Annotated in this window: 27 protein-coding genes; 14 read left to right on the top strand and 13 right to left on the bottom strand. The window is 59.8% G+C overall.

From position 1 onward, the window contains the following. Positions 1–54: 54 nt before the first annotated feature. From ACODSN_RS13090 to ACODSN_RS13060, 7 genes are read right to left on the bottom strand one after another with little or no spacing between them, the layout of a single operon-like run. Positions 55–405 (bottom strand): cupin domain-containing protein, encoded by a 351-nt coding sequence (locus ACODSN_RS13090; protein ID WP_133722783.1) that lies wholly within the window; start codon positions 403–405, stop codon positions 55–57. 33 nt (positions 406–438) lie between these two features. Beyond that, positions 439–753 carry a hypothetical protein gene (locus ACODSN_RS13085; RefSeq protein WP_133722784.1) on the bottom strand — a complete coding sequence of 105 codons (315 nt, stop codon included), beginning with the start codon at positions 751–753 and terminating at the stop codon, positions 439–441. Between the two features lie 26 nt (positions 754–779). Next, entirely contained in the window at positions 780–1,253 is a 474-nt protein-coding gene (locus tag ACODSN_RS13080) for a hypothetical protein (protein WP_133722785.1), read from the bottom strand. Between the two features lie 14 nt (positions 1,254–1,267). After that, positions 1,268–2,479 carry an NO-inducible flavohemoprotein gene (gene hmpA, locus ACODSN_RS13075; RefSeq protein WP_137903128.1) on the bottom strand — a complete coding sequence of 404 codons (1,212 nt, stop codon included), beginning with the start codon at positions 2,477–2,479 and terminating at the stop codon, positions 1,268–1,270. 45 nt (positions 2,480–2,524) lie between these two features. Then, the gene (locus ACODSN_RS13070; protein ID WP_133722786.1) at positions 2,525–2,794 is read right to left on the bottom strand and encodes a TehB family protein; all 270 of its coding nucleotides are present in this window, start codon (positions 2,792–2,794) and stop codon (positions 2,525–2,527) included. A gap of 1 nt (position 2,795) precedes the next feature. Next, a complete protein-coding gene (locus ACODSN_RS13065) occupies positions 2,796–3,485 on the bottom strand; it encodes an alternative oxidase (RefSeq protein WP_133722787.1) in 690 nt (229 codons plus the stop codon). 17 nt (positions 3,486–3,502) lie between these two features. Continuing rightward, positions 3,503–3,907, bottom strand: a complete 405-nt coding sequence (locus tag ACODSN_RS13060; protein WP_137903130.1) for a group III truncated hemoglobin — start codon at positions 3,905–3,907, stop codon at positions 3,503–3,505. Between the two features lie 91 nt (positions 3,908–3,998). Between ACODSN_RS13060 and ACODSN_RS13055 the strand changes: the two genes are divergently transcribed. Beyond that, positions 3,999–4,445, top strand: a complete 447-nt coding sequence (locus tag ACODSN_RS13055) for an Rrf2 family transcriptional regulator (protein WP_133722789.1) — start codon at positions 3,999–4,001, stop codon at positions 4,443–4,445. A gap of 38 nt (positions 4,446–4,483) precedes the next feature. Here ACODSN_RS13055 and ACODSN_RS13050 read toward each other — a convergent pair whose 3' ends face one another. The 3 genes from ACODSN_RS13050 to ACODSN_RS13040 are packed head-to-tail and all read right to left on the bottom strand — an operon-like array spanning position 4,484 to position 6,186. Beyond that, positions 4,484–4,846, bottom strand: coding sequence for a DUF488 domain-containing protein (locus ACODSN_RS13050; protein ID WP_133722790.1), 363 nt, complete (start codon positions 4,844–4,846; stop codon positions 4,484–4,486). Between the two features lie 9 nt (positions 4,847–4,855). Continuing rightward, a complete protein-coding gene (locus ACODSN_RS13045) occupies positions 4,856–5,341 on the bottom strand; it encodes a DUF6306 domain-containing protein (RefSeq protein ID WP_133722791.1) in 486 nt (161 codons plus the stop codon). Further along, a complete protein-coding gene (locus ACODSN_RS13040) occupies positions 5,338–6,186 on the bottom strand; it encodes a LysR family transcriptional regulator (protein WP_169574385.1) in 849 nt (282 codons plus the stop codon). Before ACODSN_RS13040 ends, ACODSN_RS13045 begins: the two co-directional genes overlap by 4 nt. A 566-nt stretch (positions 6,187–6,752) precedes the next feature. On the opposite strand from ACODSN_RS13040, the gene ACODSN_RS13035 reads away from it, so the two are divergent. From ACODSN_RS13035 to ACODSN_RS13010, 6 genes are all read left to right on the top strand, one after another. Beyond that, the gene (locus tag ACODSN_RS13035) at positions 6,753–7,376 is read left to right on the top strand and encodes a superoxide dismutase (RefSeq protein WP_340266527.1); all 624 of its coding nucleotides are present in this window, start codon (positions 6,753–6,755) and stop codon (positions 7,374–7,376) included. Positions 7,377–7,485: 109 nt separating this feature from the next. After that, complete coding sequence (locus ACODSN_RS13030; RefSeq protein WP_133722795.1) at positions 7,486–8,148, top strand: peroxiredoxin; 663 nt, start codon at positions 7,486–7,488, stop codon at positions 8,146–8,148. Then, complete coding sequence (locus ACODSN_RS13025) at positions 8,126–8,818, top strand: carbonic anhydrase (protein ID WP_328804677.1); 693 nt, start codon at positions 8,126–8,128, stop codon at positions 8,816–8,818. Before ACODSN_RS13030 ends, ACODSN_RS13025 begins: the two co-directional genes overlap by 23 nt. Next, positions 8,815–9,231: a hypothetical protein gene (locus ACODSN_RS13020; protein WP_169574387.1), complete on the top strand. Its 417-nt coding sequence runs from the start codon at positions 8,815–8,817 to the stop codon at positions 9,229–9,231. Before ACODSN_RS13025 ends, ACODSN_RS13020 begins: the two co-directional genes overlap by 4 nt. Positions 9,232–9,282: 51 nt before the next feature. Next, positions 9,283–9,522, top strand: coding sequence for a hypothetical protein (locus ACODSN_RS13015; protein WP_133722797.1), 240 nt, complete (start codon positions 9,283–9,285; stop codon positions 9,520–9,522). Positions 9,523–9,630: 108 nt separating this feature from the next. Then, a complete protein-coding gene (locus ACODSN_RS13010; protein WP_340266519.1) occupies positions 9,631–9,933 on the top strand; it encodes a hypothetical protein in 303 nt (100 codons plus the stop codon). A gap of 24 nt (positions 9,934–9,957) precedes the next feature. Here the strand turns inward: ACODSN_RS13010 and ACODSN_RS13005 are convergent, their stop codons facing one another. Further along, positions 9,958–11,748 (bottom strand): chloride channel protein, encoded by a 1,791-nt coding sequence (locus tag ACODSN_RS13005; RefSeq protein ID WP_334685374.1) that lies wholly within the window; start codon positions 11,746–11,748, stop codon positions 9,958–9,960. A gap of 75 nt (positions 11,749–11,823) precedes the next feature. On the opposite strand from ACODSN_RS13005, the gene ACODSN_RS13000 reads away from it, so the two are divergent. The 6 genes from ACODSN_RS13000 (at position 11,824) to ACODSN_RS12975 (ending at position 18,786) form a co-directional block, all read left to right on the top strand. Then, positions 11,824–12,234, top strand: a complete 411-nt coding sequence (locus ACODSN_RS13000; RefSeq protein WP_033965543.1) for a MarR family winged helix-turn-helix transcriptional regulator — start codon at positions 11,824–11,826, stop codon at positions 12,232–12,234. A gap of 286 nt (positions 12,235–12,520) precedes the next feature. Further along, positions 12,521–13,690, top strand: a complete 1,170-nt coding sequence (gene metB / locus ACODSN_RS12995; protein WP_033965542.1) for a cystathionine gamma-synthase — start codon at positions 12,521–12,523, stop codon at positions 13,688–13,690. A gap of 486 nt (positions 13,691–14,176) precedes the next feature. Continuing rightward, positions 14,177–16,243 (top strand): FUSC family protein, encoded by a 2,067-nt coding sequence (locus ACODSN_RS12990; protein WP_169574459.1) that lies wholly within the window; start codon positions 14,177–14,179, stop codon positions 16,241–16,243. After that, positions 16,240–16,464, top strand: a complete 225-nt coding sequence (locus ACODSN_RS12985; RefSeq protein ID WP_169574389.1) for a DUF1656 domain-containing protein — start codon at positions 16,240–16,242, stop codon at positions 16,462–16,464. Before ACODSN_RS12990 ends, ACODSN_RS12985 begins: the two co-directional genes overlap by 4 nt. 1 nt (position 16,465) lies before the next feature. After that, complete coding sequence (locus ACODSN_RS12980) at positions 16,466–17,365, top strand: efflux RND transporter periplasmic adaptor subunit (protein ID WP_169574390.1); 900 nt, start codon at positions 16,466–16,468, stop codon at positions 17,363–17,365. Further along, positions 17,359–18,786 carry an efflux transporter outer membrane subunit gene (locus ACODSN_RS12975; protein ID WP_489055937.1) on the top strand — a complete coding sequence of 476 codons (1,428 nt, stop codon included), beginning with the start codon at positions 17,359–17,361 and terminating at the stop codon, positions 18,784–18,786. The genes ACODSN_RS12980 and ACODSN_RS12975 overlap by 7 nt, the downstream gene beginning before the upstream one ends. A gap of 489 nt (positions 18,787–19,275) precedes the next feature. On the opposite strand, the gene ACODSN_RS12970 is transcribed toward ACODSN_RS12975, so the two are convergent. Then, positions 19,276–19,713, bottom strand: coding sequence for a hypothetical protein (locus ACODSN_RS12970; protein ID WP_033965537.1), 438 nt, complete (start codon positions 19,711–19,713; stop codon positions 19,276–19,278). Positions 19,714–19,913: 200 nt separating this feature from the next. Here ACODSN_RS12970 and ACODSN_RS12965 point away from each other — a divergent pair, with 200 nt between their 5' ends. Next, positions 19,914–20,924: a rod shape-determining protein gene (locus ACODSN_RS12965; RefSeq protein ID WP_169574391.1), complete on the top strand. Its 1,011-nt coding sequence runs from the start codon at positions 19,914–19,916 to the stop codon at positions 20,922–20,924. Positions 20,925–20,996: 72 nt separating this feature from the next. Here ACODSN_RS12965 and rnk read toward each other — a convergent pair whose 3' ends face one another. After that, positions 20,997–21,404 (bottom strand): nucleoside diphosphate kinase regulator, encoded by a 408-nt coding sequence (rnk, locus tag ACODSN_RS12960; protein WP_169574392.1) that lies wholly within the window; start codon positions 21,402–21,404, stop codon positions 20,997–20,999. Between the last annotated feature and the right edge of the window lie 352 nt (positions 21,405–21,756).

Here is a 21,756-nt window from a genome sequence, read left to right as displayed (position 1 = left end):
CCTCTCATAAAGAACAGCCGAAAACGGCTGATGATGATCGCAGTTCGCATGCGCTCAGCTTACGGTTGAGACAGTTGGGTGCTCGAACAATATCGTGAGCAGCAAGGCTCCATCTTCAATGCCTTCGATGCCATGCTCCTCGCCGCGATCGAGATACATCCAGTCGCCGATCTCCAGGATGGCCTTCGCGTCTCCGAGCAATACATGCACTCTGCCACGCAGGCAGTGGAGCGTCGCTTGCCCGGCAACGTGGTGCGGCGGGATTACGGCGCCAGCGTGCACGAGGAGGTGGATCGCCTCGAAGGCCTCGGTTTTGACGAGGGCGGTCGTGTGGGCATCATCTCCGCCCACACCCAAGCCTGAGAGATGTACGATCTCGCCGTGCTGCGCGTGATGAAGTGCCATGATCAATTATCTTTCTACCGTTGTCTGAAGCGGTCAATGTCGGCCTGAAATCCATGCGGGCGGGTCGCTGGCAGGAAAGGATTCCCGCGATGCCTCGTCGATTGCGTCGGACTCGGCTTGGCTCTCTTGTAGCTGCTCCACCCTCTTTGTTACGGCCGTTTCCAGCGCAGCGCGTTGCGCGAGAATAGAATCCGTCATCGGTGCGGTGCCTGCAAAATGCTGGGCGACCGCCGCCGCCACATGCGCCGCTAGCGATACATCGGATCGTCCGTGGCAAAGCGCATGGACGGCGTGCGCGACCGCCTCGATGCGTTCGGGATCTATCGATCTGTTTTCGGTATCAGGCACAACGGTCGGACTCCTTCATCGGCTATCTAAAGTGGCGAAAACCCGCGGCTTCCGGCAACCGCACCGATTACGGTAACCAGGCTGAGACCAAGTAGAAGGACATGCGCGCGGTGGAGCAGCCTGAACGCTCCATCCGGAGATCTTGCCGCCCAAACCTCGAACCGGCGACGCAAGATCAGCGGTTCAACGATAAACAGCACCACAAAGAAGATCGACCACACGCATAGCATGGCGTGCATCCACCAGAAATGGAGATCACCGAAGCGATCCCACATTCCTCCGCGCTGGATCATCCACAGGCCGCTTGCGCCCGCGAAGAGAAGCCAGATGCGCGCTTGCGGCGCGAACCGGCTTTCAATGCGGTGAAAGGCAGTCAGCCGCTCCGATGACGGCAGGGCTTTGACCGACGGGATGACCACGGTGGTTGCAAACGCAACCCCGCCGATCCAGCAAATGACGGCCAGGATATGGATCATGCGCGCGATGGTGAGGTCATCCATGTCGGTCGGTCCCTTCAGGCGGCGAGTAGTTCGTCGGCGGGGCCGAAGAACTCATAATGAATTCTGTCCGATGCGACGCCAGCGAGCGACAAGGTGGCGACGAACGCGCGCAGGAACGGTCGCGGGCCGCATAGGTAATAGTCTGCTTCTTCGATCGGCGTATGGGCCGTGAGCCACGGCTCGTCGATCAAGCCATCATGGTCATAGTCCCGGCCCGCAACGTCTTCTGCCCGTGGTGTCTGGTAGAAATTCGTGACGCGGATGTTCGGGTGACCGGTTGCGAGCGCGTGGACGTCATTGGCCAGTGCGTGGGTCGAGCCATCCAGTGTTCCATGAAGATATTGGACGGGAAGGTCAGGATGCTGTTGCGCTATGGCTTCGAGCATTGCCACCATCGGGGTCAGGCCGACTCCGCCGGACATCAGCACGACCGGGCGTTCGGGATTGTCCGTCAGGAAGAACTCGCCTGCGGGCGCGGCCACCTTGAGCACGGTGCCGGGCTTCGCCTGGTCGTGCAGCCAGCCCGAGGCGAGACCCATCTGCTCGCGTTTGACCGAGATACGATAGGTCTCGCCATTGGCTGCTTGTGAAATGCTATAATTGCGTTTGACCGGAGGATGCCCGGGAATCTCGAGCCAGAAGGTCAGATATTGACCGGGCTTGTGGCGAATAACCGGACGCCCATCGGTGGGGCGCAGGATGAACGAGGTGATGACGCTGCTCTCGGGACGGACCTCGTCGACCGCGAACGTGCGCCAGCCCGCCCAACCGCCGTCGGCCGTGCTGTGCTCCTTGTAAAGCCGCTCTTCGCGTGCAATCAGGATATGGGCCAGGAACCAATAGGCTTCGCCCCAGGCAGCGAGAATCTCTTCGGTGGCGGCATCGCCGAGCACGGCCTTGATGGCACCGAGCAGCGCTTCACCGACATGGGGATAATGTTCGGGCAGGATCTGCAGACCGACATGCTTTTGCGCAATCCGCTCGACCGCTGGGGCAAGAGCGCCCAGATTCTCGATGTTCGCCGCATAAGCGAGGATCGCGGCGGTCAAGGCTCGTGGCTGTGACCCCGCGTCACCATGGTGCGACTGGTTGAACAGGTCGCGAATCTCGGGATTTTCGAACATCCGCGCGTACATCTCATGGACAATATCGAGACCATGGGCTTCGAGTGCGGGAACCGTGGCTTTGACGAGCGCGATCGTGCGCTCGCTGAGTGTCTGTGACATCAACGTCTCCTGTCGTGATAATGGGGTAGGCTGGGGCGGGCGGGGTTAGCCGCCCGGCGGTTCACTGTAGAAATCGACCCGCATCTTCATCGCGCCGATTGGTTCGACAAAATGGGGCTGTTCGGGAAGCAATGGTCCCGGGGTGTCGGGATCAAGCAGAAGTTCGGAAGTCGGCTCGAGATAGGTCAGTTTCACTGTGCCTTCGAGCACGCGAACCATGCCCCAGACCCCGGCCTTGGTCGTGTGTCGCGCGCGCAGCGCCGCAGGGAGGCTGGTCTCGTCGAACACCGGGGTTGAGCGATAGGGTTCGGCCATGTCAGGCTGCCAACCGAATGTCGTCGGCGTGGTCCGGATAGGGCGCCACCGCCGCATGGTTGACCGGCAATCCGGCTAGTTCGTTTGCAAAGCTATGATTGATATCGCGGTGATGTGCCTCATCGGCGCGGACCAGGAGCACCACGTCGCGCAAGGTCGCATCGTCTCCAAGCTTCCAATAATGCCGCGCGATTGCTGGCGCCGGGCCATTGGGGGAACGGCCCTCGTCAAGTTCGGCGAGATAGAGCGTGTAGCTGATCACCGCCTCTTCCTCGAAATATCCGACCACGCGGTGTGCGGTCTTGGCGCTGACCAGGTAGAGCGTGAAGAAGGCGAGGTAGAAGACCCACTGAACGGCCAGAATCACGAGCCGCTCGAACATCGTCGGCTTGGCCACCTCGATGAAGGTCATCAGGTGCATCCGTTCGTTCTCCGCTTCCTCCATCAAGGTGCGGATCCAGCCCTTGTCATCGCACATGCGCCGCAGGCAACGCAGGTGCGTCAGCGTTGCGCCGACCATGCCCGGCACCGCCGCTACAGTCTCAAGCACGATGGCACGGTGGCCGTAGCGCTTGGCGAAGAATGTGTCGGCCGTGAACCGCAGTATCTTGGTGAAGGCCAGCGCGATGCGATCGGACGGACCGCGCGGTTTGCAGTGGACGCTAAGGTCAACAAAGGGAGCGGTTGGCATGACGGATTCCTTGACGGTCAGGCCGCCGCGCGGTCTGGTTTGGTTTTTGTATCGAGCTTGAAGAAGAGCGCCAGTTGCAGGCTTTCTGCGATCCGCGCGGCCTTGCTCTGCAGCGCAGCGGCTGCACCGGGCTCCAACACCTCGGCCGTGGTGCTGTTCCAAAGCGCCAGCCAGCGCTGGAACAGCTCGGGACTTATGCGCGTCCGGTGCTTGAGATGCGCGGCCACGGGGTTGCCCTTGTAGCGGCCAGTGGTCAGCATCACCGACGACCAGAAGGTAACCAGCTTGTCGAGATGTTCGGGCCAGTTTTCGATCGCATCGTTGAAGATCGGACCCAGCGATTCGTCTTCGCGGACGCGCTCGTAGAACAGGGAGACAAGCCGCTTGAGGCCTTCCTCCGTGATCTCATTCCCGTCGTCCATCGACCGACTCCAATTCATGTATCAAGAATGCATCTATAAGGCGGCTTTGAAAGATGCAAGAGAAATGCATATATGAATGCAAGGAGATTGCATGCGGCTTACGCGCTACACGGACTATGCCCTGCGGGTGCTCATTTACCTGGGCGCGCGGCCCGATGCGTTGTGCTCCATCGCCGAGATATCGCGCGCCTATGACATCTCGCAGAATCACCTGATGAAAGTGGTCAACGATCTGGTGAACGCGGGCTATCTGGCCAGTGCACGGGGCCGCTTTGGCGGCATCAAGCTCGCCAGGCCTGCAGTGGAAATCAAAGTGGGCGCGGTCATACGGCACACCGAGGATGGTTTCGACCTGGTCGATTGCGGTGAGTGCATCATCGCCCCGGCTTGCGGGCTGACGGGCGCTTTGCGGCAGGCGCTGGCCGCGTTTCTAAACGTGCTGGACGGTTACACGCTGGCAGATCTCATCACAAAACCGGCAGAACTTGGGATGCTATTTAGCGCCGCAAGGAATCGGGATTTGCCCCAGACCGGTTAAAATGGGGTGTTGTGGCCATTGCGAACCGCCAAGCCGGTTCAGCGATGCTTTGCCATATAGTCTGCAAGGACGATCGCGTGATTGTGTTGCTCGTCATGGGCTGCGTACAGCAGAATGCCGGGCCCCCGATCGAGCAGTGACGCCAGTTCAGTGACCGCAGCGCCGTTGGCATCCAGCTCCTGGCAATAGCGGCGGTTGAATTCAGCCCAACGCTGCGGATCATGACCAAACCATTTGCGCAGTTCAGTACTCGGGGCGATACTCTTGCACCACGACGTTAAAGCTGCCGTGTCTCGTCCCAGACCGCGGGGCCAGAGCCGGTCGACAAGGATCCGGCTACCATCGCTTTCAGCGGGAGGAGCATAGACGCGTTTGATCCGGACTGGGGGTGGGATAGCCATGGGCCCGGCTCAGGTTTTCGTCTCGGCGATGCACTCTTCCGTGCGCTGGATATTCTCGACATGGCTGGCCCTCATCTCGCTCAGAGCAGCATGCAGAATATCGTCGCGCACGCGTGGAAGCAGCTCTTCTAGCTTGCGCACCACCCAGGCCTGGCCGCGATTGAGGAACGCGAGTCGTTCATGTGAATCGGCGATGGCCATGGCCTTGTCATAGAATGCGCCACAATGCGTAGATGGGATCACCCCAATACGCTTGATCTGGGCAGACAGCATCCCGCACCACTTTGCTTCATCCTCATAGACCGCCTTTATCAGATGCTTCGTCGGCGGATGACGGGCGTCGTTTGCGCTTTCGAGGGTAACACGCGCCCCTGCGCGCTCGGCCTCTAGCAAGACATTGAGCGCGGCAGCGATCTCGTCACGGCCACCATAGCCCATGTAGATGTCATCGCCTTGGGATGCATAACATACAGGGGAGGCAGGCTCGTCGTTCATGACGCAATAGCCGCAGCGGCCCGCAAACCGGTTCTAATGCGCGCCATGACGCCTTCGTCGGCCTTGGTGGAATGCACGGCATAGGCAGAATAAGAGAACTCGGGACTATCGGGCACCAGCGCGAGCCGGCCTTCCTCGAGATAGGACCGTACGAAGCCTTTGCGGAAGTAACCGGTTCCACCGGTGGCGAGGATATAGTCGAGGGCCAGCGGACCGTAGCTGATTGCAACGACGGAATTGGGTTGATCGGGATACGCCGCCTGATAGCTCGCAGCGAATTCTTCGCCCCAGTCGATAAGGACATGATCTTCAGCGCCTAGCACCCGATCGGTAGGCGTGGTGCGCACCAACACCAGTTTTTCTTCGAAAAGCAGTTCTGCAATCACACCGGGGCGGCGTGGTGCGCCATAGAGGATCGCGACATCGAGAGAGCCATCCTGGACCTGCTCCATGAGACTTCCCGCGCTATCGATCTGCGTGCTTACCGCGAACTCGGGACATTCGCGGCGCATCCACAACAGCCAGTGACGTAGCAATGGGCTCCACAAGCTGAGCTCAGCGCCGATGGTCACCACGCTCTCGCGCCCGGGAGGCAATGCGACCGACCTGCGCGCGCGCTCCCACACTTGCACAAGGGTAGTCGCAAATCGCAAGAATTGCTCCCCGGCCGGGGTAAGCTTCGCGCCTGATTTGTTACGGATGAAGACCGGCCGATCGAGCTGCTCTTCGAGCACGCGGATTCGGGCACTCACCGCTGTCTGGGTGAGATTGAGATTGGCAGCCGCGTTCACAAACGTGCCCGTTTTCACAACTTCCAGAAATGTCCGCGCAACTCCGATATCCATCCAGCACTCATTTTCTGGTTAAATAACAATTATATTCATTTGCATGATGACAATAGCAGGAGGAACGAGGGGTCGGCAAGGAGGCACGCCACCATGAAATATCCCGGACCGATCCGGCCTGCTCCGTCGTCGCGCCCTTTTCGCCGCTGGTGGCCGATCCTTTTAACGGTCGCGTGCGCTGCAGGAGGGCAGCTCATATACTGGCTTTGCGCGAGCGAAATCGTCAGTGCGGATACGATTACATTGGCGATCGTGATCGCGGTCCCGGTCGCGGCGTTTTTCCTCGCCGACGATGGCGCCAGGGCTCTTTTCCGCCGACCTACAAGCCAACAAGATGCCGTGCCGCCCTTAAAGCGCTCGTTGCTTCCACCAATCGGTCAAATGACAGACCTTCCTGTCGCCGGCGCGAAACGGCCCAAGGCAAAACCTCACAGCACGCACCTACGCGATGACCGGACGGTGACGAAGCCCCTCGCGATCGACGGTAAAATGCGTGATCCGACAGAGCGTGGAAGCAGCATGCCGGCATCGCCACATATTGGGCATCATCCATGGAGTTAACTGTCATGCCATTTACGCTTCCCCCACTTCCCTTCGATCGGTCCGCTCTTGAACCTGTGCTCTCGGCTGAAAGCTTTGACTATCATCATGGCAAACATCACAAAGCCTATGTCGATAAGGTCAATGGTTGGATCGACGAAAAGGGTCTGGCGGGTAAAACGATCATCGATATTGCGGCGTTTGCGAAAGAAGGTGGTGACAAGCCGCTGTTCAACAATGCAGCCCAAGTCTGGAATCACAGTTTCTTCTGGCAATGCCTCGCACCCATGGACTCGACCAAGCCGTCGGAGAAGCTCTTGAAGATGATCGAGAGCGACTTTGGTTCGCATCAAAATTTAATTCAAAAACTGGCGGCTGAGGCTGTCGGTCACTTCGCGAGCGGCTGGGCCTGGCTGATACTCGAAGGAGACAAGCTCAGGATCACATCGCTTCACGATGCCGATACGCCGATCGTGCACGGCATGACGCCGTTGCTGACCATCGATGTCTGGGAACACGCCTATTATATCGATTACCGCAACGCACGACCAAAATTTGCACAAGAACTGCTGTCTAAAGTGGTCAACTGGGATTTCGTTTCGCGCAATCTCGACGGGGCGGGTGCGGCTCGGGTCGACCAGACCCAATAAGCGCCTCGGTTTTTTTCCGCAAAAATATCGCTGCAAACAACCAATAACATTCGTTTGTTGGAGGCGTATTGCGCGCGGATAAGGAGCCAAGCAAAAATGAGGAATGAGCATGAGTATTCAGCTCGGACAATTAGCGCCTGATTTTGATCAGAACAGCACCGAAGGACGCATTCGTTTCCATGAATGGCTTGGAGACTCGTGGGGCGTTCTCTTCAGTCATCCCAAGGACTTTACGCCGGTTTGCACGACCGAGTTGGCCGAGGTTGGTCGGCTCAAGTCGGAGTGGGACAGGCGAGATGTCAAGGTTATCGGCCTCTCGATCGATCCTGTCGAAGCGCACCGCATCTGGGAGGCCGATATCGAGTCTACTCAAGGGCAGCAGGTCAACTTCCCGATGCTCGCTGACAACGATCAAACGGTCGCGCAGCTCTATGGCATGATCCATCCGATGAGCGATCCGACCGTCACCGTGCGGTCCGTCTTCGTCATTGATCCGCTAAAAAAAGTCCGCCTCATCCTCACATATCCGCCAAGCACGGGGCGCAATTTCGTCGAGATTCTGCGGACGATCGACAGCCTGCAATTGACCGACCGACGCAGCGTCGCGACGCCTGTGAATTGGAAGCCTGGCGACCCAGTCATCGTCTCTCCGAAACTGTCGGACGAGGAAGCCTCGCGACAATTCCCACAAGGCTACGCGACGCTCAAACCATATTTGCGGATCGTCGATCTCGAGGGAGGTTCGGCCGGTGAGCAACCCGCTGCAGCCTGAATCAGTCGTACAAGCCGGCAATGATGATATCGCCGATTTGCTTGAACGAAACCGGCAATGGGCGGGCCGGAAGACCCAAAGCGACCCTCGCTTTTTCGCACGCCTCGTCGGTCAACAGAGCCCGCGATATTTCTGGGTGGGTTGTTCAGATAGTCGCGTTCCAGCAACCGAGATTGTCGATCTCGATCCAGGCGAAATGTTCGTCCACCGCAACATCGCCAATCTCGTGCCGGCCAGCGATACCAATTTCAACGCCGCTCTTTTGTTTGCCGTCAATGTGCTCCGCGTCCGGCATGTTCTGGTGGTGGGGCATTATGGCTGCGGGGGCATTCGCGCGGCTCGAAATGCCGTTGCGAACGACGCAATCGGTTCGTGGCTTGCACCCGTCAGAGCCCTATACTGGCAACATCGCACTGCGCTTCATGCTTTACCGGATGAGCAGGCACGCGAGGATCGACTGTGCGAGCTCAACGTCATCGCCCAGGTTGAGCAGGTCTGCGCCAATGCTGTGGTCGAGCAAGCATGGCGAGATGGTCACGACCTGACGGTACATGGGCTTATCTACGCTATCGGCGACGGCCTCCTGCAAAGTGTTTGCGAGCCAGTCTCGCGCATCCCCGTGGGTAAGGCTCATGTCCGCGACGATGATGATGACGAGAATATATTGTGAGCGATCAGACGCTCTGTGCTGCAGGAACCTCGAACCTGGCCCGAGAATGCCGGGATCTCGCCCACCTTTGCGAGGCGACAAGCGCGGCCAGCCGGGAACTGGACGGTCGAATTGCCCGAACGGTATTTCCCGGACTGGTGGATCTGGAAGAACTTGAGATAGCGGTTTGGCGCTATGGCGACGGTAGCCGCGTTCGCGCGCTACGATATTCCGGCGAGAAGGCAGCGGCGGCGACCCTCGTTCCACCGGGCCACTGGATGGAACGCGATGCGGATCTGCCCGATCGCATCTGGATCTACGGGCCCGGCAGCGACGATGCAGTTTCGGCGAGGCATGTTCTGGAACCGCTGGCGATATCCGCCGCGTGCTTGCGCATGCACGCGCGGCTCAAGGGGATGTCACCGTCAAGGTGATTATTCTCATTCCGTCATTTTGATCATCATCCCCCTTCTGGAGAAAGAGAAATGCTCATCACCGTCTATCACGGCGTTGACGTCGGTACCGCCAAAGACAAGGGCGCAATGCATTTTGACGCCCTGCCTTCGTGCGGTGAAGAGGTCGAGATCGACCGCAAGGCCTACGTCGTTGGCAGAGTGTGGCATCTTCCGAGCGCCCGCTTTGCTGGCGCGAAGCTCGCCATTCTGATAAACGAGGCAGTCGATGAAGCGATCATGTCGCGCACGCCTGCCTTGGCCAGCGCCTAGACCGTGCGCTCGTGGCTTATATCGCCGCAGTGGCTACCAGTTCTGGTTGTCGGCTTGGCTACCTCCGCAGTATATGCTGGCACCCCTGAGCATCCGGCCGCTCCGACTTTGCGGTTCGCGGACATTGAGACAGCTTTTGGCCAAACGGACCAATTGCCGGCAGCGCAAGCTGCTGTCGCCGCCGCCCTACCGATCGGCATGCCGCTACCGGATGCCCAAGCGATATTGGTGCGTGCTGGTGCGCGCTGCCAGCTGCAACGCCGTAATCCTGAAGTGATCGAGTGCGTCTACTCCCAGAGGACCACTATCGATGATTATTACGCTGCGGACATCGTCTGGACGACGGCGCTGCACGGCGAAGGCGCGCGGGTCGCACAAATCTCGATCCGTCGCGAACTTGATAAGCACTGATTCCCGAGAGGCTTCTATGCCGTTCTACAGTGCAGTTTCTGGCGCTTTGCTCGACGGACTGACAAAACGGGCACGACCGGTTTCCGATTGGCGATGCGCGCTGCGTGCCTTCAACAGATCCTGGCGGGAAAGAATGCCGACGACGCGGCGGCTGCCCGGTTCGACGATCGGTATCCGGCCGACCCCGGAATCGACCATGAGGTCGGCCACCACGCCGATCGGCGTCGCGGGGTAGGCGACAAGAAGCGATGCGTCGGAGAGCGTTTCGGCAAGGCTGGTATCGGCGGGATGCTCGCCAACCTGCCACCGCAAGGCATCCGTTCGGGAGACGAGGCCAAGCAGCGCATTATCGTCATCGACAACGGGATAGCTACGATGATCCGCACCATCGGCAAAGAAGGTTGCGGCCGTAGCGATCGTCATTGTACCCGGAAGCGTGGCGGGATCGCGTGTCATCAATTGAGCGGCTTGCACGAGGTCCAGTGGATCAACGCTGTATTCCTGGAGAATGTGGCGACCCCGCCGCGCAATTTTTTCGGTCAGGATCGATCGACGCATCAACAGGACGCTGACGGCATATGCGCAGGCTGCCGCCGTGACGGTAAGCGGCAGAGCGTCGAAATGGCCCGTGAGTTCAGCGGCAAAAAGGGCGCCGGTAATGGGCGCCCGCATGGCACCACTCATGATGCCTGCCATGCCGATCATGGCCCAGAAGCCGGGGCCACCTGGCAGGAGATGTCCGAGCAGACACCCGGCCGCGCCGCCCAAAATCAGCAACGGCGCCAGCACACCGCCCGATGTCCCCGAACCCAGCGCTACGAGCCAGACGACCGCCTTGACGACGAGCAGCGCAACGACGACCCGCGTTGTCAGCGACCCGTCCAGCAAGGCCTGGATGCTCTGATAACCTGCGCCCAGCACATGGGCATCGATCAGGCCGCCGAAACCAACCACGATGGCGCCGATTGCCGGCCACCACATCCAGTGAACTGGCAGTCGGTGAAACAGATCCTCGACGCGGTAGAGGGATGTCGAGAGCAGGGCCGCCTCGAGTCCCACGACAATACCAACGCCCGCCGCCGCCGCGATTGGCCAAAGGCCCGTCGGGGTGAGCGCGACAAACGGAAACATGGCGCCGCTGCCAATCAGCCAGGGGCGCCATGCAAACGCAACTATAACACCGACCACGACCGGCACGAAGCTGCGGGGTTTCCATTCGAAGAGCAGCACCTCGATCGCCAGCAGAATCGCGGCGAGCGGCGTACCAAAGATCGCCGTCATCCCGGCTGCGGCGCCGGCCACGAGCAATGTCTTGCGCTCGGCCGCGCTCAGATGAAAGCATTGCGCGAACAGCGATCCGATCGCGCCGCCGGTCATGATGATCGGTCCTTCCGCGCCGAAGGGGCCGCCGCTGCCGATCGATACCGCAGACGAAAGCGGCTTCAGGATCGCGACCTTGAGCGACAACCGGCTCTCGCCATACAAGATCGTCTCGATCGCCTCGGGGATACCATGCCCACGAATTTTATCGGAGCCATAGCGGGCCATCAGCCCGACGATCAGGCTCCCGATGATCGGAATGGCGATGATCCACAATCCGACGGTGGTATCGGTTATAGACACCGATTGCGCCGAAAGCCGCCCAAACCAGAACAGGTTGGTAGCGATCGCGATCAGGCGGATCAGGATCCAGGCGCCGAGCGCGCCGCCCGTGCCGACGACGAGCGCCATGGCGGCGAGCATGAGCATGCGCCAATTCGCGCTATGGTCGGCCAGACGATGTGTTTCTGATATGGCTTTTGCTGCGGACGTCATGAATCGCCTTTGATACGGTGTGGGCGATCCGTTATATCGCAGTGCGATATAATTCAATGGGTGAGATGGGGTTGCATGACAAATAGCGTTGCGTTGACGGATGAGGATTACATTGCGCTGGCCGACTTTCGCCATGCGTTGCGTCGTTTCCAGGCATTCAGCGAGGCGAATGCGACGAATGTTGGTCTCACGCCCCAACAGCATCAGGCCTTATTGGCAATCCGCGCGGCGTCTCCGGCCGAGGTGACCGTCGGCATTATCGCCGAGCGGCTTATCCTCAAGCCGCATAGCGCAACCGGACTGGTTGATCGACTGGAGGCGCTTGAGCTGGTTACCCGGCACGAGGCAAGCGTCGACCGCCGTCGGGCAATGCTTCGGCTCACACCTAAGGCGGAAACGATGCTCGCTGCTTTATCTGCGACCCATTGCGAGGAGATCCGTCGGCTGAAACCTCTCCTTGCGGATCTATTGGCCAAATTCGGTTAGGGTGGCTCCACGCAGGTAAATCCACAAAAATATTGCTATTAACCGGCAATAATACTCGTTTGTCTTATGCTCATGTTACCGTCAACCTGTTCGCATACGAATTGCCCCCCAATAAACGCGCCCGGAGAGGATTCTGCTTTGGCAGACCGGAGCGCGCGGGGGCCACAATGTTGAGGTTGTGCAGATAATGACGAAAACCGACTCTCCAGGGCACATCCAGATCCTGGGACAAAGGTGTCTCGCTCGGGAGTGTCCCGCCGCGAAGTGAGCGAAGGGCGCCAGCGCAATGACTGAGAATCTTTCCCCGGGGCGCCCTGCTCTGGAAACAATCGCTGCCTCGCATGGAGTCGCGAGCGATACGGCCTTCGGCGCGGTAACGCCGCCGCTCTACATGTCCAGCACCTATACGTTCGAAGGCTATGACCAACCGCGTGCTCATGATTATGGCCGATCCGGCAATCCTAGCCGCGATCTGCTCGCCGACGCACTTGCAAAGCTTGAGGGTGGCGCGGGGGCCGTCATTACCTCGAGCGGCATGGCCGCGATCGATCTTCTTCTTGGTCAATTTGGCCCCGATGATCTCGTCCTCGCGCCTCACGATTGCTACGGCGGCACCTATCGCCTGTTGAATGCGCGCGCCGAACGCCGCCAGTTTCAGGTCGTCTTCGTCGATCAGTCGAATGACAGGGCACTCGATGCCGCGCTTGAGGACGTGCCGGCCCTCGTTCTGATCGAAACCCCGAGCAACCCCCTCATGCGGATCGTCGATATAGCGGCGATCGCCGCCAAGGCCAAAAGTGCCGGTGCCGCGGTTGCTGTCGACAACACCTTCCTTTCGCCCGCGCTGCAGCGACCGCTGACGCTCGGTGCCGATTACGTCATTCATTCCACGACCAAATATCTGAATGGCCACTCCGACGTTATCGGTGGCGCGATCATCGCGGCTGATCCCGCACAGGTCGAGGTGCTGCGTAAATGGGCGAATGTCGTCGGCTCCATCGGCGCGCCCTTTGACGCCTGGCTCACCTTACGCGGCTTGCGTACGCTGTTTCCTCGCATCGAACGGCAGCAACTGACCGCAACCGTGATCGCCAATCATCTCGAGCATCATGCTGCAGTGGCGCGGGTGCATTACCCGGGTCTCAAATCCCATCCAGGCCACACGATCGCCCGCCGTCAGCAAAGAGGCTATGGCGCGATGCTCAGCTTCGAGCTTGTCGGTGGTGTCGAGGCGGTCCGTCGCTTTATATCGCATGTTCGTATGTTCACGCTGGCGGAATCGCTCGGAGGCGTCGAAAGCCTCGTCGCACACCCTGCGACGATGACCCATGCAGATATGGGTGATGAGGCCCGCCGCATCGCTGGCATCAGCGATGGCCTGCTGCGTCTGTCGGTTGGCCTGGAAGATGAAAGGGATTTGATCGCAGGGCTCGATCTTGGGTTGTCCGCATGTTGAAGCGACGACTCACCGCCGAATTCGACCACTAGGCGAAAGGAGGCGAGCCATGCCCACAGCTGTCATACTCATCGATCTACTGGGGCTAATTCTGATCGTTCTGGGATTCCATCTGGCGTTCCGCCAGAATCTGGTGCGCCGATGGTGGTCAGTGCTGCGCCATGAATGCCATGCGCCGGCTCGCTTAACCGCTGACCGATGAGGATCCCGCCCGCTATGCAATGCGCATTTCTGGAGTGATGATCCTTGCTTTTGGTGTCGCGATAACCCTCCTGTTCACGCTTTCCCACCTCCGCTGAGGTCGCTGGTGATGTTCACCCCAAATGCGCGTGGAGACGTACCGCAATATATTTGCGCTATGCCATAAATATTTTGAACTTCGGAGACCGGCTTCCGTGAGGCAATAGGCGCTCGTCTTCGGACGATGTTCTCACAATGACCGTCGCTTTTGCCGTCGGTCTGTACAGCGACGCGATAGCCATCTTCATGCCAGTACAGACTAGCGCGGGCGCAGCGCAGCCCTTCTTCGCGATCGACTCTCAGAAGTTTCTCTTTTCCTTCAGCAGTTATATTGCTGCAGCGGCTACGCTTGCGATCGCCTTTTCCGCAAGCTTGCCGCGCCCATGGTGGGCACTTCTCACCGTCTACGTCACCGCGCAACCTATGGCAGGGGCCTTCAGGCCCAAGATCTTCTATCGTCTCGGCGGTATAGTGACGGGTGCTGTGGTTACGGTCGCGCTAGTTCCGAACCTGCAGAATTCGCCCGAGCTTCTGATATTATGCCTGGCGGCCTGGACAGGCTTTTGCATCTATCTTGCCGTTCTCGACCGTACGCCGCGTGCCTTCCTGTTCCAGATGGCAGCGTTCAGCTCAGCCGTGATCAGTTTCCCTTATCTCGACGACCCGGGTAATATCTTCACCACAACCATATCCCGGGTCGAGGAAATGACGGTGGCCATCGTGTGCGTTTCGATCGCGCACGCCCTGCTCCAGCCATGGAGCGCCACCCCGGTCATCCGCAGCAAGGCGGAAGCGTTTCTCGCGCATGCGTCCCGCTGGACCGCCGAGGCGCTTGGAAGCCGCCATACGGCGCTGGAATATGAGCATCGTCGGACCCTTGCCGCCGACGTGACCGAACTTGGCATGATCGCCATCCACCTTCCGTTTGATCAACGCGCGGCGCCAGCAACGCGACGGTTGGTTCTGAGCCTGCAAGAACGTCTGGCAACGGTGCTGCCACTGGCATCGGCTGCAGCAAACCGGCTCGACCTTCTGCGGGAGCTTTCGCCGCTCGACGCCCCGCTTGAGGCGCTGATTGACGACGTCATCCTCTGGCTTGGGGGCGTGATCGACACGCCTGGCGCTGTTGAGCGTGCGCTTGTTGATCGGTGTCGATCCCTGGCAGCTCTTCATGAACAAACAGCCGACTGGGAGGGGCTTTTGGTCGTCAGCGTCTGCGAGCGCGTGGCTGAGTTTCTGGAAGCGCTGGATGACAGCCGCCGGCTCGTCCAGCAAATTGGGGGTGCGCCCGAAGGGCCACAGCCTGTCACGCCGGAAACGGTTAGCGAAAGCTACCCGCTTGCGCGGGACCATAGCGTCGCGGCGCTTGCTGGGCTCGCAACAGCCACGGCGATCGCGCTCTATTGCGCAGTGTGGATTCTTCTGGCCTGGCCCAATGGATCGGCCACGGCTGCCTTTGCCGCGTTAATCACCTGCTCGTTCGCGGTGCAGGACGACCCGGCGCCCGTGATTGGCCGTTACCTTGGCGCGACGCTGATGACATTCCCTCTGGCGGCGCTCTACCTGTTTGCGATCTTGCCGCGTGTCGATGGCTACGGAATGCTGATCGTCACTCTTGCGCCAGCGCTGCTCTGGATGGGGTATATCCAAGCCGACCCGCCGCGGTCCGCACGGGCTTTACCGATGTTTTCCTGTTTCATCGTCGGCCTTGGTTTTCTGGCGCGCTTTCAGGCGGACTTTGCCGTGTTCATCAACACCGGGCTTGCCCAGGTGGGGGGTGTCGTGACCACGCTCGCCGTGACCAAGTTGTTTCGTTCGACCAATGTGCTGTGGACGGCGCGCCGGATCGTACGGGGAAATTGGGCTGATCTCGAGCAACTCGCTAACATTCGCAGACCGTTCGAAGCCGAACGCTGGACGGGCCTGGCAGTCGATCGGCTGGGACAGATCGCGGCGCGCATGGCGGTTGCGCCCGCCGGCGATGCGCTACACGAGACCGATGGTCTTGCCGACCTGCGTATCGGCCGGAACATCATCCCGATCCGGCGCGCGCTGGTCGCCGTGCCCCATGACGTCCGTCACGCCCTCGGCATGGTGCTGTCTGAGACATCCTCCTTATTTCGCGCGCGCCGACAAGCCGGTGAAGCCGTGTCACCCCCGGTGTCTTTGCTTGAAGCGATCGATGCAGCAATCGACGATATGCTTGCGAGCGCGCAGCTTGCGCCACGCCATCAAGCGCTGCTGGCGCTCGTCGGTATGCGGTGCAACCTGTTCCCGGCAGCGCTGCCTTTCGAGAGTGCGCGCGCGCGATGATCGAGGAACTGCATCTCTTTGGCATCTATATGCCAGCCGCGCTCGTCTGGGCGGTTGTAGCGGGAACCCTCGCTTATTGTCTTCGCAATCTGCTGCAGCGCCTCCCTTTCTCCCAATTGCTTTGGCACCCGGGCGTTCTCGAGCTGGCGCTGTTCGCGACGCTTTGGTGGGCTCTGACCTTCCTTGCCGACAACTTCCTCTCCCGTGCTCTGGTATCCTGATATGATCCATCGTCGTTCCCTTCTGCGCACAGCGGTCACCGCGCTGGTGATCTGCATCGTGCTCGCGGCAATCTACGCCTTGTGGATGCGCTACCAGGTTGAACCGCTGACGCGTGACGGCAAGGTTCGGGCCGATCTCGTGCCGGTCGCCGCTGATGTCAGTGGGCTTGTCACCGAAGTGCGCATCCGTGACGATGAGGTCGTGCGCAAGGGCCAGATCCTGCTGGTCATCGACCGCCCACGCTATCAGCTGGCACTCGATCAGGCTGACGCGAACCTGGCGACCCAGCGGGTGAGCCTGGCGCAGGCCGCGCGGGAGGATCGTCGCAATCGTTCGATGACCGAGTTGCTGGCGGCCGAGGTGATCGAGCAGGGGCGGGCGCGGGTCGATGCCCTTAGGACTGGACTGGATCAGGCCATTGCCGCGCGCAATCTGGCGCGGCTCAATCTGGATCGTACCTATGTACGTGCGCCCGTCGACGGGACGGTGTCGAACATGACGCTACAGCCTGGCGTCTACCTGAACGCCGGAAAGCCAGCTGTCGCGCTTGTCTATGGCCAGTCGCTGCGGGTGGAGGGGTATTTCGAGGAAACGAAATTGCCCGCTATCCATCTCGGCGATCCCGCGAGCGTTTACCTGATGGGCGTCGCTGACGAAATCACCGGTCATGTCGAAAGCATCGCCGCCGGGGTCGAAGATCGGGAACGCGCCGGGGGGGAAGCACAACTTGCCAACGTCAACCCGTCCTTCACCTGGGTCAGATTGGCGCAGCGCATTCCTGTGCGAATCAAAATCGACAAAGTGCCCAGTAATGTCCGGCTGATCCCGGGCCAAACGGCGACCGTGATCGTTCATGCCCGCGCTGTCGATGTGCCCGTTCGCCGGAGCCTGCCATGGTGAACCTTCGCCGGCTGCTGGCGCCGCTCGCGCTCTTCTGCCTGTCCGCCTGCGCAACCGTTGGCCCGAATTATCGGATGCCGGACGAGGCCCTCGTCAACGCGCCAAAAGGGCAGGGCGCGTTTATATCCGGCGGGCAGGGGACCACTAACGATCCGCTACCCGATCAATGGTGGAAGCTATTCGACGACCAGGTTTTGAACCGTTTGATCGAACAAGCGCTCATCGCCAACACCGACCTGCGGGTTGCCGAAGCCAATCTTCAGCGCAGTGACGCGCTGCTCGCCGAGGCACGAACCGGTCGAGAGGTCGGAGGCACCGCAAATCTGGAGACGAGCTGGGCGCAGCCTTCAGCAGAAGCGGTCATGCAACATGTCCAACCGCCGGAACATCAGATCTACAATGGCGGGCTTTCGATCAGTTACGACCTTGACCTGTTTGGCGGGATCCGGCGCGGTGTCGAGGCAGCCACCGCCGAGGACGAAGCCGCGGTTGCCGCCCGCGATCTGGTCCGGATCAACGTCGCGGCCCAGACAGCGCAGGCCTATGCCGATGTCTGCAACGCCGGGCACGAGATCGCGGACCTTCGCCAGCTAATTGCTGTACTGGACGAAGACCTGCGCCTCACCCGCCTTATGATTGCGCATGGCCGTGCGCCGAAGTTCGAGCAGGATCGCCAGCTAAGCCTGCTGGCAAACACCAGGGCGCGCTTGCCCCGCATGGAAGCAGGCCAGCGGAACGCTGTATTCCGCATTGCGACGTTGATGGGACGGGTGCCTGCAGAATTCGATCACGGCCTGCTAGGATGTCACGCGCCGTTGGTGCTGCGCTCGCTGATGCCGGTTGGGGACGGACAGGGGCTGCTCAAGCGACGACCCGATGTTCGCGCGGCCGAACGCCGATTGGCTGCGGCGACGGCACGGATCGGTATAGCAACGGCCGCGCTCTATCCCGACATCAAACTCGGGGCTTCGCTTGGCTCCACCGGCGCTGCGACAGACCTGCTATCGTCGTTGACCAATCGGTTTGGCATTGGCCCATTGATCAGCAGGAACATCCACCGAAGCGCAATTCGGGCGCGAATTTCGCAGAGCGAGGCGCAGACACGCGCTAATCTCGCGGCCTTTGACGGCACGGTGCTGAGCGCCTTGCGGGAGGTGGAAAGCGCACTGAACAACTATGCGGCCGATCTTGTGCGACTGGAAGATTTGAAAGCGGCACGCGATGGCGCGGTACAGGTTTCCGAGCGAACGGCCGCTTTGCGGCGGGGTGGCAAGCTGGGAGGTCTGGTTGCGCTGGATGCCCAGCGCAGTCGGATCATTGCCGAGCAAGCCGTTACAGCCGCGCAGACCGATATCAATCGCGATCAGATTGCGCTTTTTTTGGCCCTCGGGGGAGGATGGTCAACACCGTCAAAGCAATGAGAAAACTGCACACGGCGGTTGTTCGCGGCCATGAGATCGACAAAATGCATCAGCCCTGTCTTTGACGGGGTGCAGCAGCGCCTGATCCTGTCTTCGCGCGTCGCGTTATCCAACCAATGTACCCGAGCACGACGAGAGCAGCTACCGCCGCAACGATTAGGCCGGTGGTTGTCACAATATCGGTCCTTTGTTTTAAGCTCCCCCGCGAATTCGGTTCCCTAAAGCTTTGTGTGCCTGTCGTTCAGTCGTTCGAGCATTTTCGTGATGGCAGTTTCGCCTCTGACACCGAGCGCTACTACGGCAACTCGAAGGACTTTCCTGTGCTCCGCTGATCCGGGGACAAGCATCGACGACCGCCGCGTCTTTGCGTCCCGGGTCTCATTCCACACGCGAGCGGCAACCAGTTCGATCTCCTGTCGCTCCGGCAAGCGCGTTTCGTTGATGCATGCCACGATCGCAGGATAGATGGCCAAGGTACGTGGCATTACGTCATCCTTTCAGGTGATTTCGATCCAGGAATTTGGCTCCCCGCGTGGATGGTAATGCGCCACTCTCAGACGAAGGGTGTGCATCGGGACTCGCGTTTCGTCCTTTTGATTTGTGGCGTTCGCGCCAGTCGCCGCCTTCGGCCCAAACGAGCATGCCCGCGATTGCGCTAAACAGAACCACCATGCGCAGGAAGTCGCTCGATCTGAGGGCACCACCAGAAACTGCCACGAGCAAAACCAGCATGGCTGGCGGCCCCCATTCGGGATGGCGGACGACCTTGAAGGCAGTCCAGCCCAGCCATGTAAGCACCAGTGCGGCTGCTAGACCGCCCAAGACTGCCGTGATTGCTTCGAAAGCGATATCAAGCATGTTCATCGAATGTGGACGGGTCAGTTCGCCACCGATTCCGGTGACTCGCTCGACCGCAATCCCCTCCATTTCTGCTTCTCATTATATATCGCGTTACGATATAAATAGCAAGACTGAGAGGGTGAAGTTTCTATCGTTAAGGAAAGGCGGCACCACAACAAGCTGAGCGAACCGACCTGAACGCTGGCAGCATGTCGGGCTACCGTGGTGTTAACGCACGCGATGCCCACGAGGAATACAAACCAGCTAGATTCTGCTAGGGCGTCCTTATGACAACGACACAGCATGCAGCCCTCAAAAGAGGTGCTGCCGACCTTGCGATCGATTTTGGAACAGCGAACACGCGGATCTATGTGCGCGGTTCTGGAATCGTGTTCGAAGAACCCTCGCTTTGCTGCTTCAGCGATGAGACCTGGGAACCGAAGTTGCTCGCTGTTGGTGAAGCCGTCACTCGCATGGTCGGTCGAACGTCGGGGCCGCTTCGCATAGCGCGTCCCTTGGCCCGTGGGGTGTTGAACGACATCGAAGCTGGCCGCGAAATGTTGCGCCATGCGATCCATGCAAGCATCGGTCGCCGTCGACTCCGATCACCGCGCGCGATCATCGGAGTGCCCGCCGATGCGACACATGCCGAGAGAACCGCCTTGGTAACAACCGCCAACGATGCCGGTGTCCGCGTTGTTGAACTGGTGCCCGAGCCGCTCGCAGCAGCGTTCGGGGCGGGACTACCCGTGGAAGAGCCGGAAGGTTCGATGCTCATAGAATGTGGCGCCGGGACGACGGAAGTCGGCGTGCTCTCACTTGGTGCACTTTGCGTTCAACGGTCGGTGCGTATCGGCGGGCATGCCCTAAACCAGGCTATCATCGATCATCTTCATTCCAGGCATAAGTTTCTGATCGGGCAAGAAACAGCCGAACGCGTAAAGCTGGAGATCTCTGAGCGACTCTTTGACGATCAATCCAATACGTCGGATCTGGAATTGAAAGGCCATAACGTTTTGTCGGGAGGCCCCGCTACTTTTTGTGTCAGCGCGCAAGAATTAATCGGCGTTATCGACCGCCATGCGGCTCTTATCGTAGACGTTGTTCGAGACGCTTTGAACGAGACACCGCCAGAGCTATCCCGCGATATTCATGATCGCGGGATCTACCTCAGCGGTGGCAGTGCCTCAGTGAAGATTCTTCAGCATGCTATAACGCAGGCGACAGGCCTGCGAACGCACGTCGCCGACGAACCCCTTCGCTGCGTCGCGAAGGGTCTTGGCGCTATGATGGTCTGAAGTCGGGCAGGGCTCGATCGCGCATCACTGAGTTTTAGCACTATCAGGCTGCTCGATATTCGCGATCGGCCGTCACGGCAGTTCGCCGTCCCGGGTCACCTTGACGATCCGAAGCCGTCGCTCGTGATGTTCGCGATCCGGCCAGAGAATCGATTGACCTTCTGCCAATCCGATCAGGCCTGCACCCACGAGCGTCAGTATCGATATTCGTCCGGCTTCGATGTCTGCGTCAGGCGGAAATACCAGCTTGAGGGTTCGGCGCGTGTCGCTCCCTTCATCGACGAATTCGACCGTCGAAAGCATCGTCACAATCCCGGTTGGCAGCTTTCCTGGACGATGAATTTTGGCGCGTTCAATCTCGGACAGGAGCAAAGCACTGACCTCCGGCTGGCGGTCTTCAATGCTCATAGCCAGGTCGGAGAGGCGGTCAGCTTCGCTGTCCAAAAGATGTATTGGGGGGCGCGCCGCGGGGCGGGTCATGATATGATACTTTCATGTGACGGGCGCGCAAATGCTTGCGCCGCACTCGTATGTATGTGTGTGAAAGGTAGCGACCCCGAACTCGAGCGGGAAGCCGCAAGGGAGTCCGGGGCTATTTGCCGGTCAGGAGTTGACCCGCGTGCGTGCGGACACGCTGCAAAAGATTGACGGTGCTCATCGTTTCAATGTGGAGGTTGATCCAAGGATTGTCAAACGCGGCACCACTTTCTCGCGTTCGAGCGATATTAGTTACCGATGAGCTCAAAATTATCCAAGTCACGCGCCATCAACGGCGGGGATGACATCTCCATCTAGCGCGGCGATTGCGGTTTGATAATAATAGTTATGTTAA

Source organism: Sphingobium sp. FG11 (assembly GCF_057809915.1).
The sequence above is the reverse complement of the archived record's forward strand: the minus strand, read 5'-3'. Positions and strand labels throughout refer to the sequence as shown.

What these genes read in the sequence shown, in the direction of transcription:
- ACODSN_RS13090 (WP_133722783.1), bottom strand. Translation starts at nt 405, where the DNA reads ATGGCACTTCATCACGCGCAGCACGGCGAGATCGTACATCTCTCAGGC.
- ACODSN_RS13080 (WP_133722785.1), bottom strand. Translation starts at nt 1,253, where the DNA reads ATGGATGACCTCACCATCGCGCGCATGATCCATATCCTGGCCGTCATT.
- hmpA (WP_137903128.1), bottom strand. Translation starts at nt 2,479, where the DNA reads ATGTCACAGACACTCAGCGAGCGCACGATCGCGCTCGTCAAAGCCACG.
- ACODSN_RS13070 (WP_133722786.1), bottom strand. Translation starts at nt 2,794, where the DNA reads ATGGCCGAACCCTATCGCTCAACCCCGGTGTTCGACGAGACCAGCCTC.
- ACODSN_RS13065 (WP_133722787.1), bottom strand. Translation starts at nt 3,485, where the DNA reads ATGCCAACCGCTCCCTTTGTTGACCTTAGCGTCCACTGCAAACCGCGC.
- ACODSN_RS13060 (WP_137903130.1), bottom strand. Translation starts at nt 3,907, where the DNA reads ATGGACGACGGGAATGAGATCACGGAGGAAGGCCTCAAGCGGCTTGTC.
- ACODSN_RS13055 (WP_133722789.1), top strand. Translation starts at nt 3,999, where the DNA reads ATGCGGCTTACGCGCTACACGGACTATGCCCTGCGGGTGCTCATTTAC.
- ACODSN_RS13050 (WP_133722790.1), bottom strand. Translation starts at nt 4,846, where the DNA reads ATGGCTATCCCACCCCCAGTCCGGATCAAACGCGTCTATGCTCCTCCC.
- ACODSN_RS13045 (WP_133722791.1), bottom strand. Translation starts at nt 5,341, where the DNA reads ATGAACGACGAGCCTGCCTCCCCTGTATGTTATGCATCCCAAGGCGAT.
- ACODSN_RS13040 (WP_169574385.1), bottom strand. Translation starts at nt 6,186, where the DNA reads ATGGATATCGGAGTTGCGCGGACATTTCTGGAAGTTGTGAAAACGGGC.
- ACODSN_RS13035 (WP_340266527.1), top strand. Translation starts at nt 6,753, where the DNA reads ATGCCATTTACGCTTCCCCCACTTCCCTTCGATCGGTCCGCTCTTGAA.
- ACODSN_RS13030 (WP_133722795.1), top strand. Translation starts at nt 7,486, where the DNA reads ATGAGTATTCAGCTCGGACAATTAGCGCCTGATTTTGATCAGAACAGC.
- ACODSN_RS13015 (WP_133722797.1), top strand. Translation starts at nt 9,283, where the DNA reads ATGCTCATCACCGTCTATCACGGCGTTGACGTCGGTACCGCCAAAGAC.
- ACODSN_RS13005 (WP_334685374.1), bottom strand. Translation starts at nt 11,748, where the DNA reads ATGACGTCCGCAGCAAAAGCCATATCAGAAACACATCGTCTGGCCGAC.
- ACODSN_RS13000 (WP_033965543.1), top strand. Translation starts at nt 11,824, where the DNA reads ATGACAAATAGCGTTGCGTTGACGGATGAGGATTACATTGCGCTGGCC.
- metB (WP_033965542.1), top strand. Translation starts at nt 12,521, where the DNA reads ATGACTGAGAATCTTTCCCCGGGGCGCCCTGCTCTGGAAACAATCGCT.
- ACODSN_RS12990 (WP_169574459.1), top strand. Translation starts at nt 14,177, where the DNA reads ATGCCAGTACAGACTAGCGCGGGCGCAGCGCAGCCCTTCTTCGCGATC.
- ACODSN_RS12985 (WP_169574389.1), top strand. Translation starts at nt 16,240, where the DNA reads ATGATCGAGGAACTGCATCTCTTTGGCATCTATATGCCAGCCGCGCTC.
- ACODSN_RS12980 (WP_169574390.1), top strand. Translation starts at nt 16,466, where the DNA reads ATGATCCATCGTCGTTCCCTTCTGCGCACAGCGGTCACCGCGCTGGTG.
- ACODSN_RS12975 (WP_489055937.1), top strand. Translation starts at nt 17,359, where the DNA reads ATGGTGAACCTTCGCCGGCTGCTGGCGCCGCTCGCGCTCTTCTGCCTG.
- ACODSN_RS12970 (WP_033965537.1), bottom strand. Translation starts at nt 19,713, where the DNA reads ATGGAGGGGATTGCGGTCGAGCGAGTCACCGGAATCGGTGGCGAACTG.
- ACODSN_RS12965 (WP_169574391.1), top strand. Translation starts at nt 19,914, where the DNA reads ATGACAACGACACAGCATGCAGCCCTCAAAAGAGGTGCTGCCGACCTT.
- rnk (WP_169574392.1), bottom strand. Translation starts at nt 21,404, where the DNA reads ATGACCCGCCCCGCGGCGCGCCCCCCAATACATCTTTTGGACAGCGAA.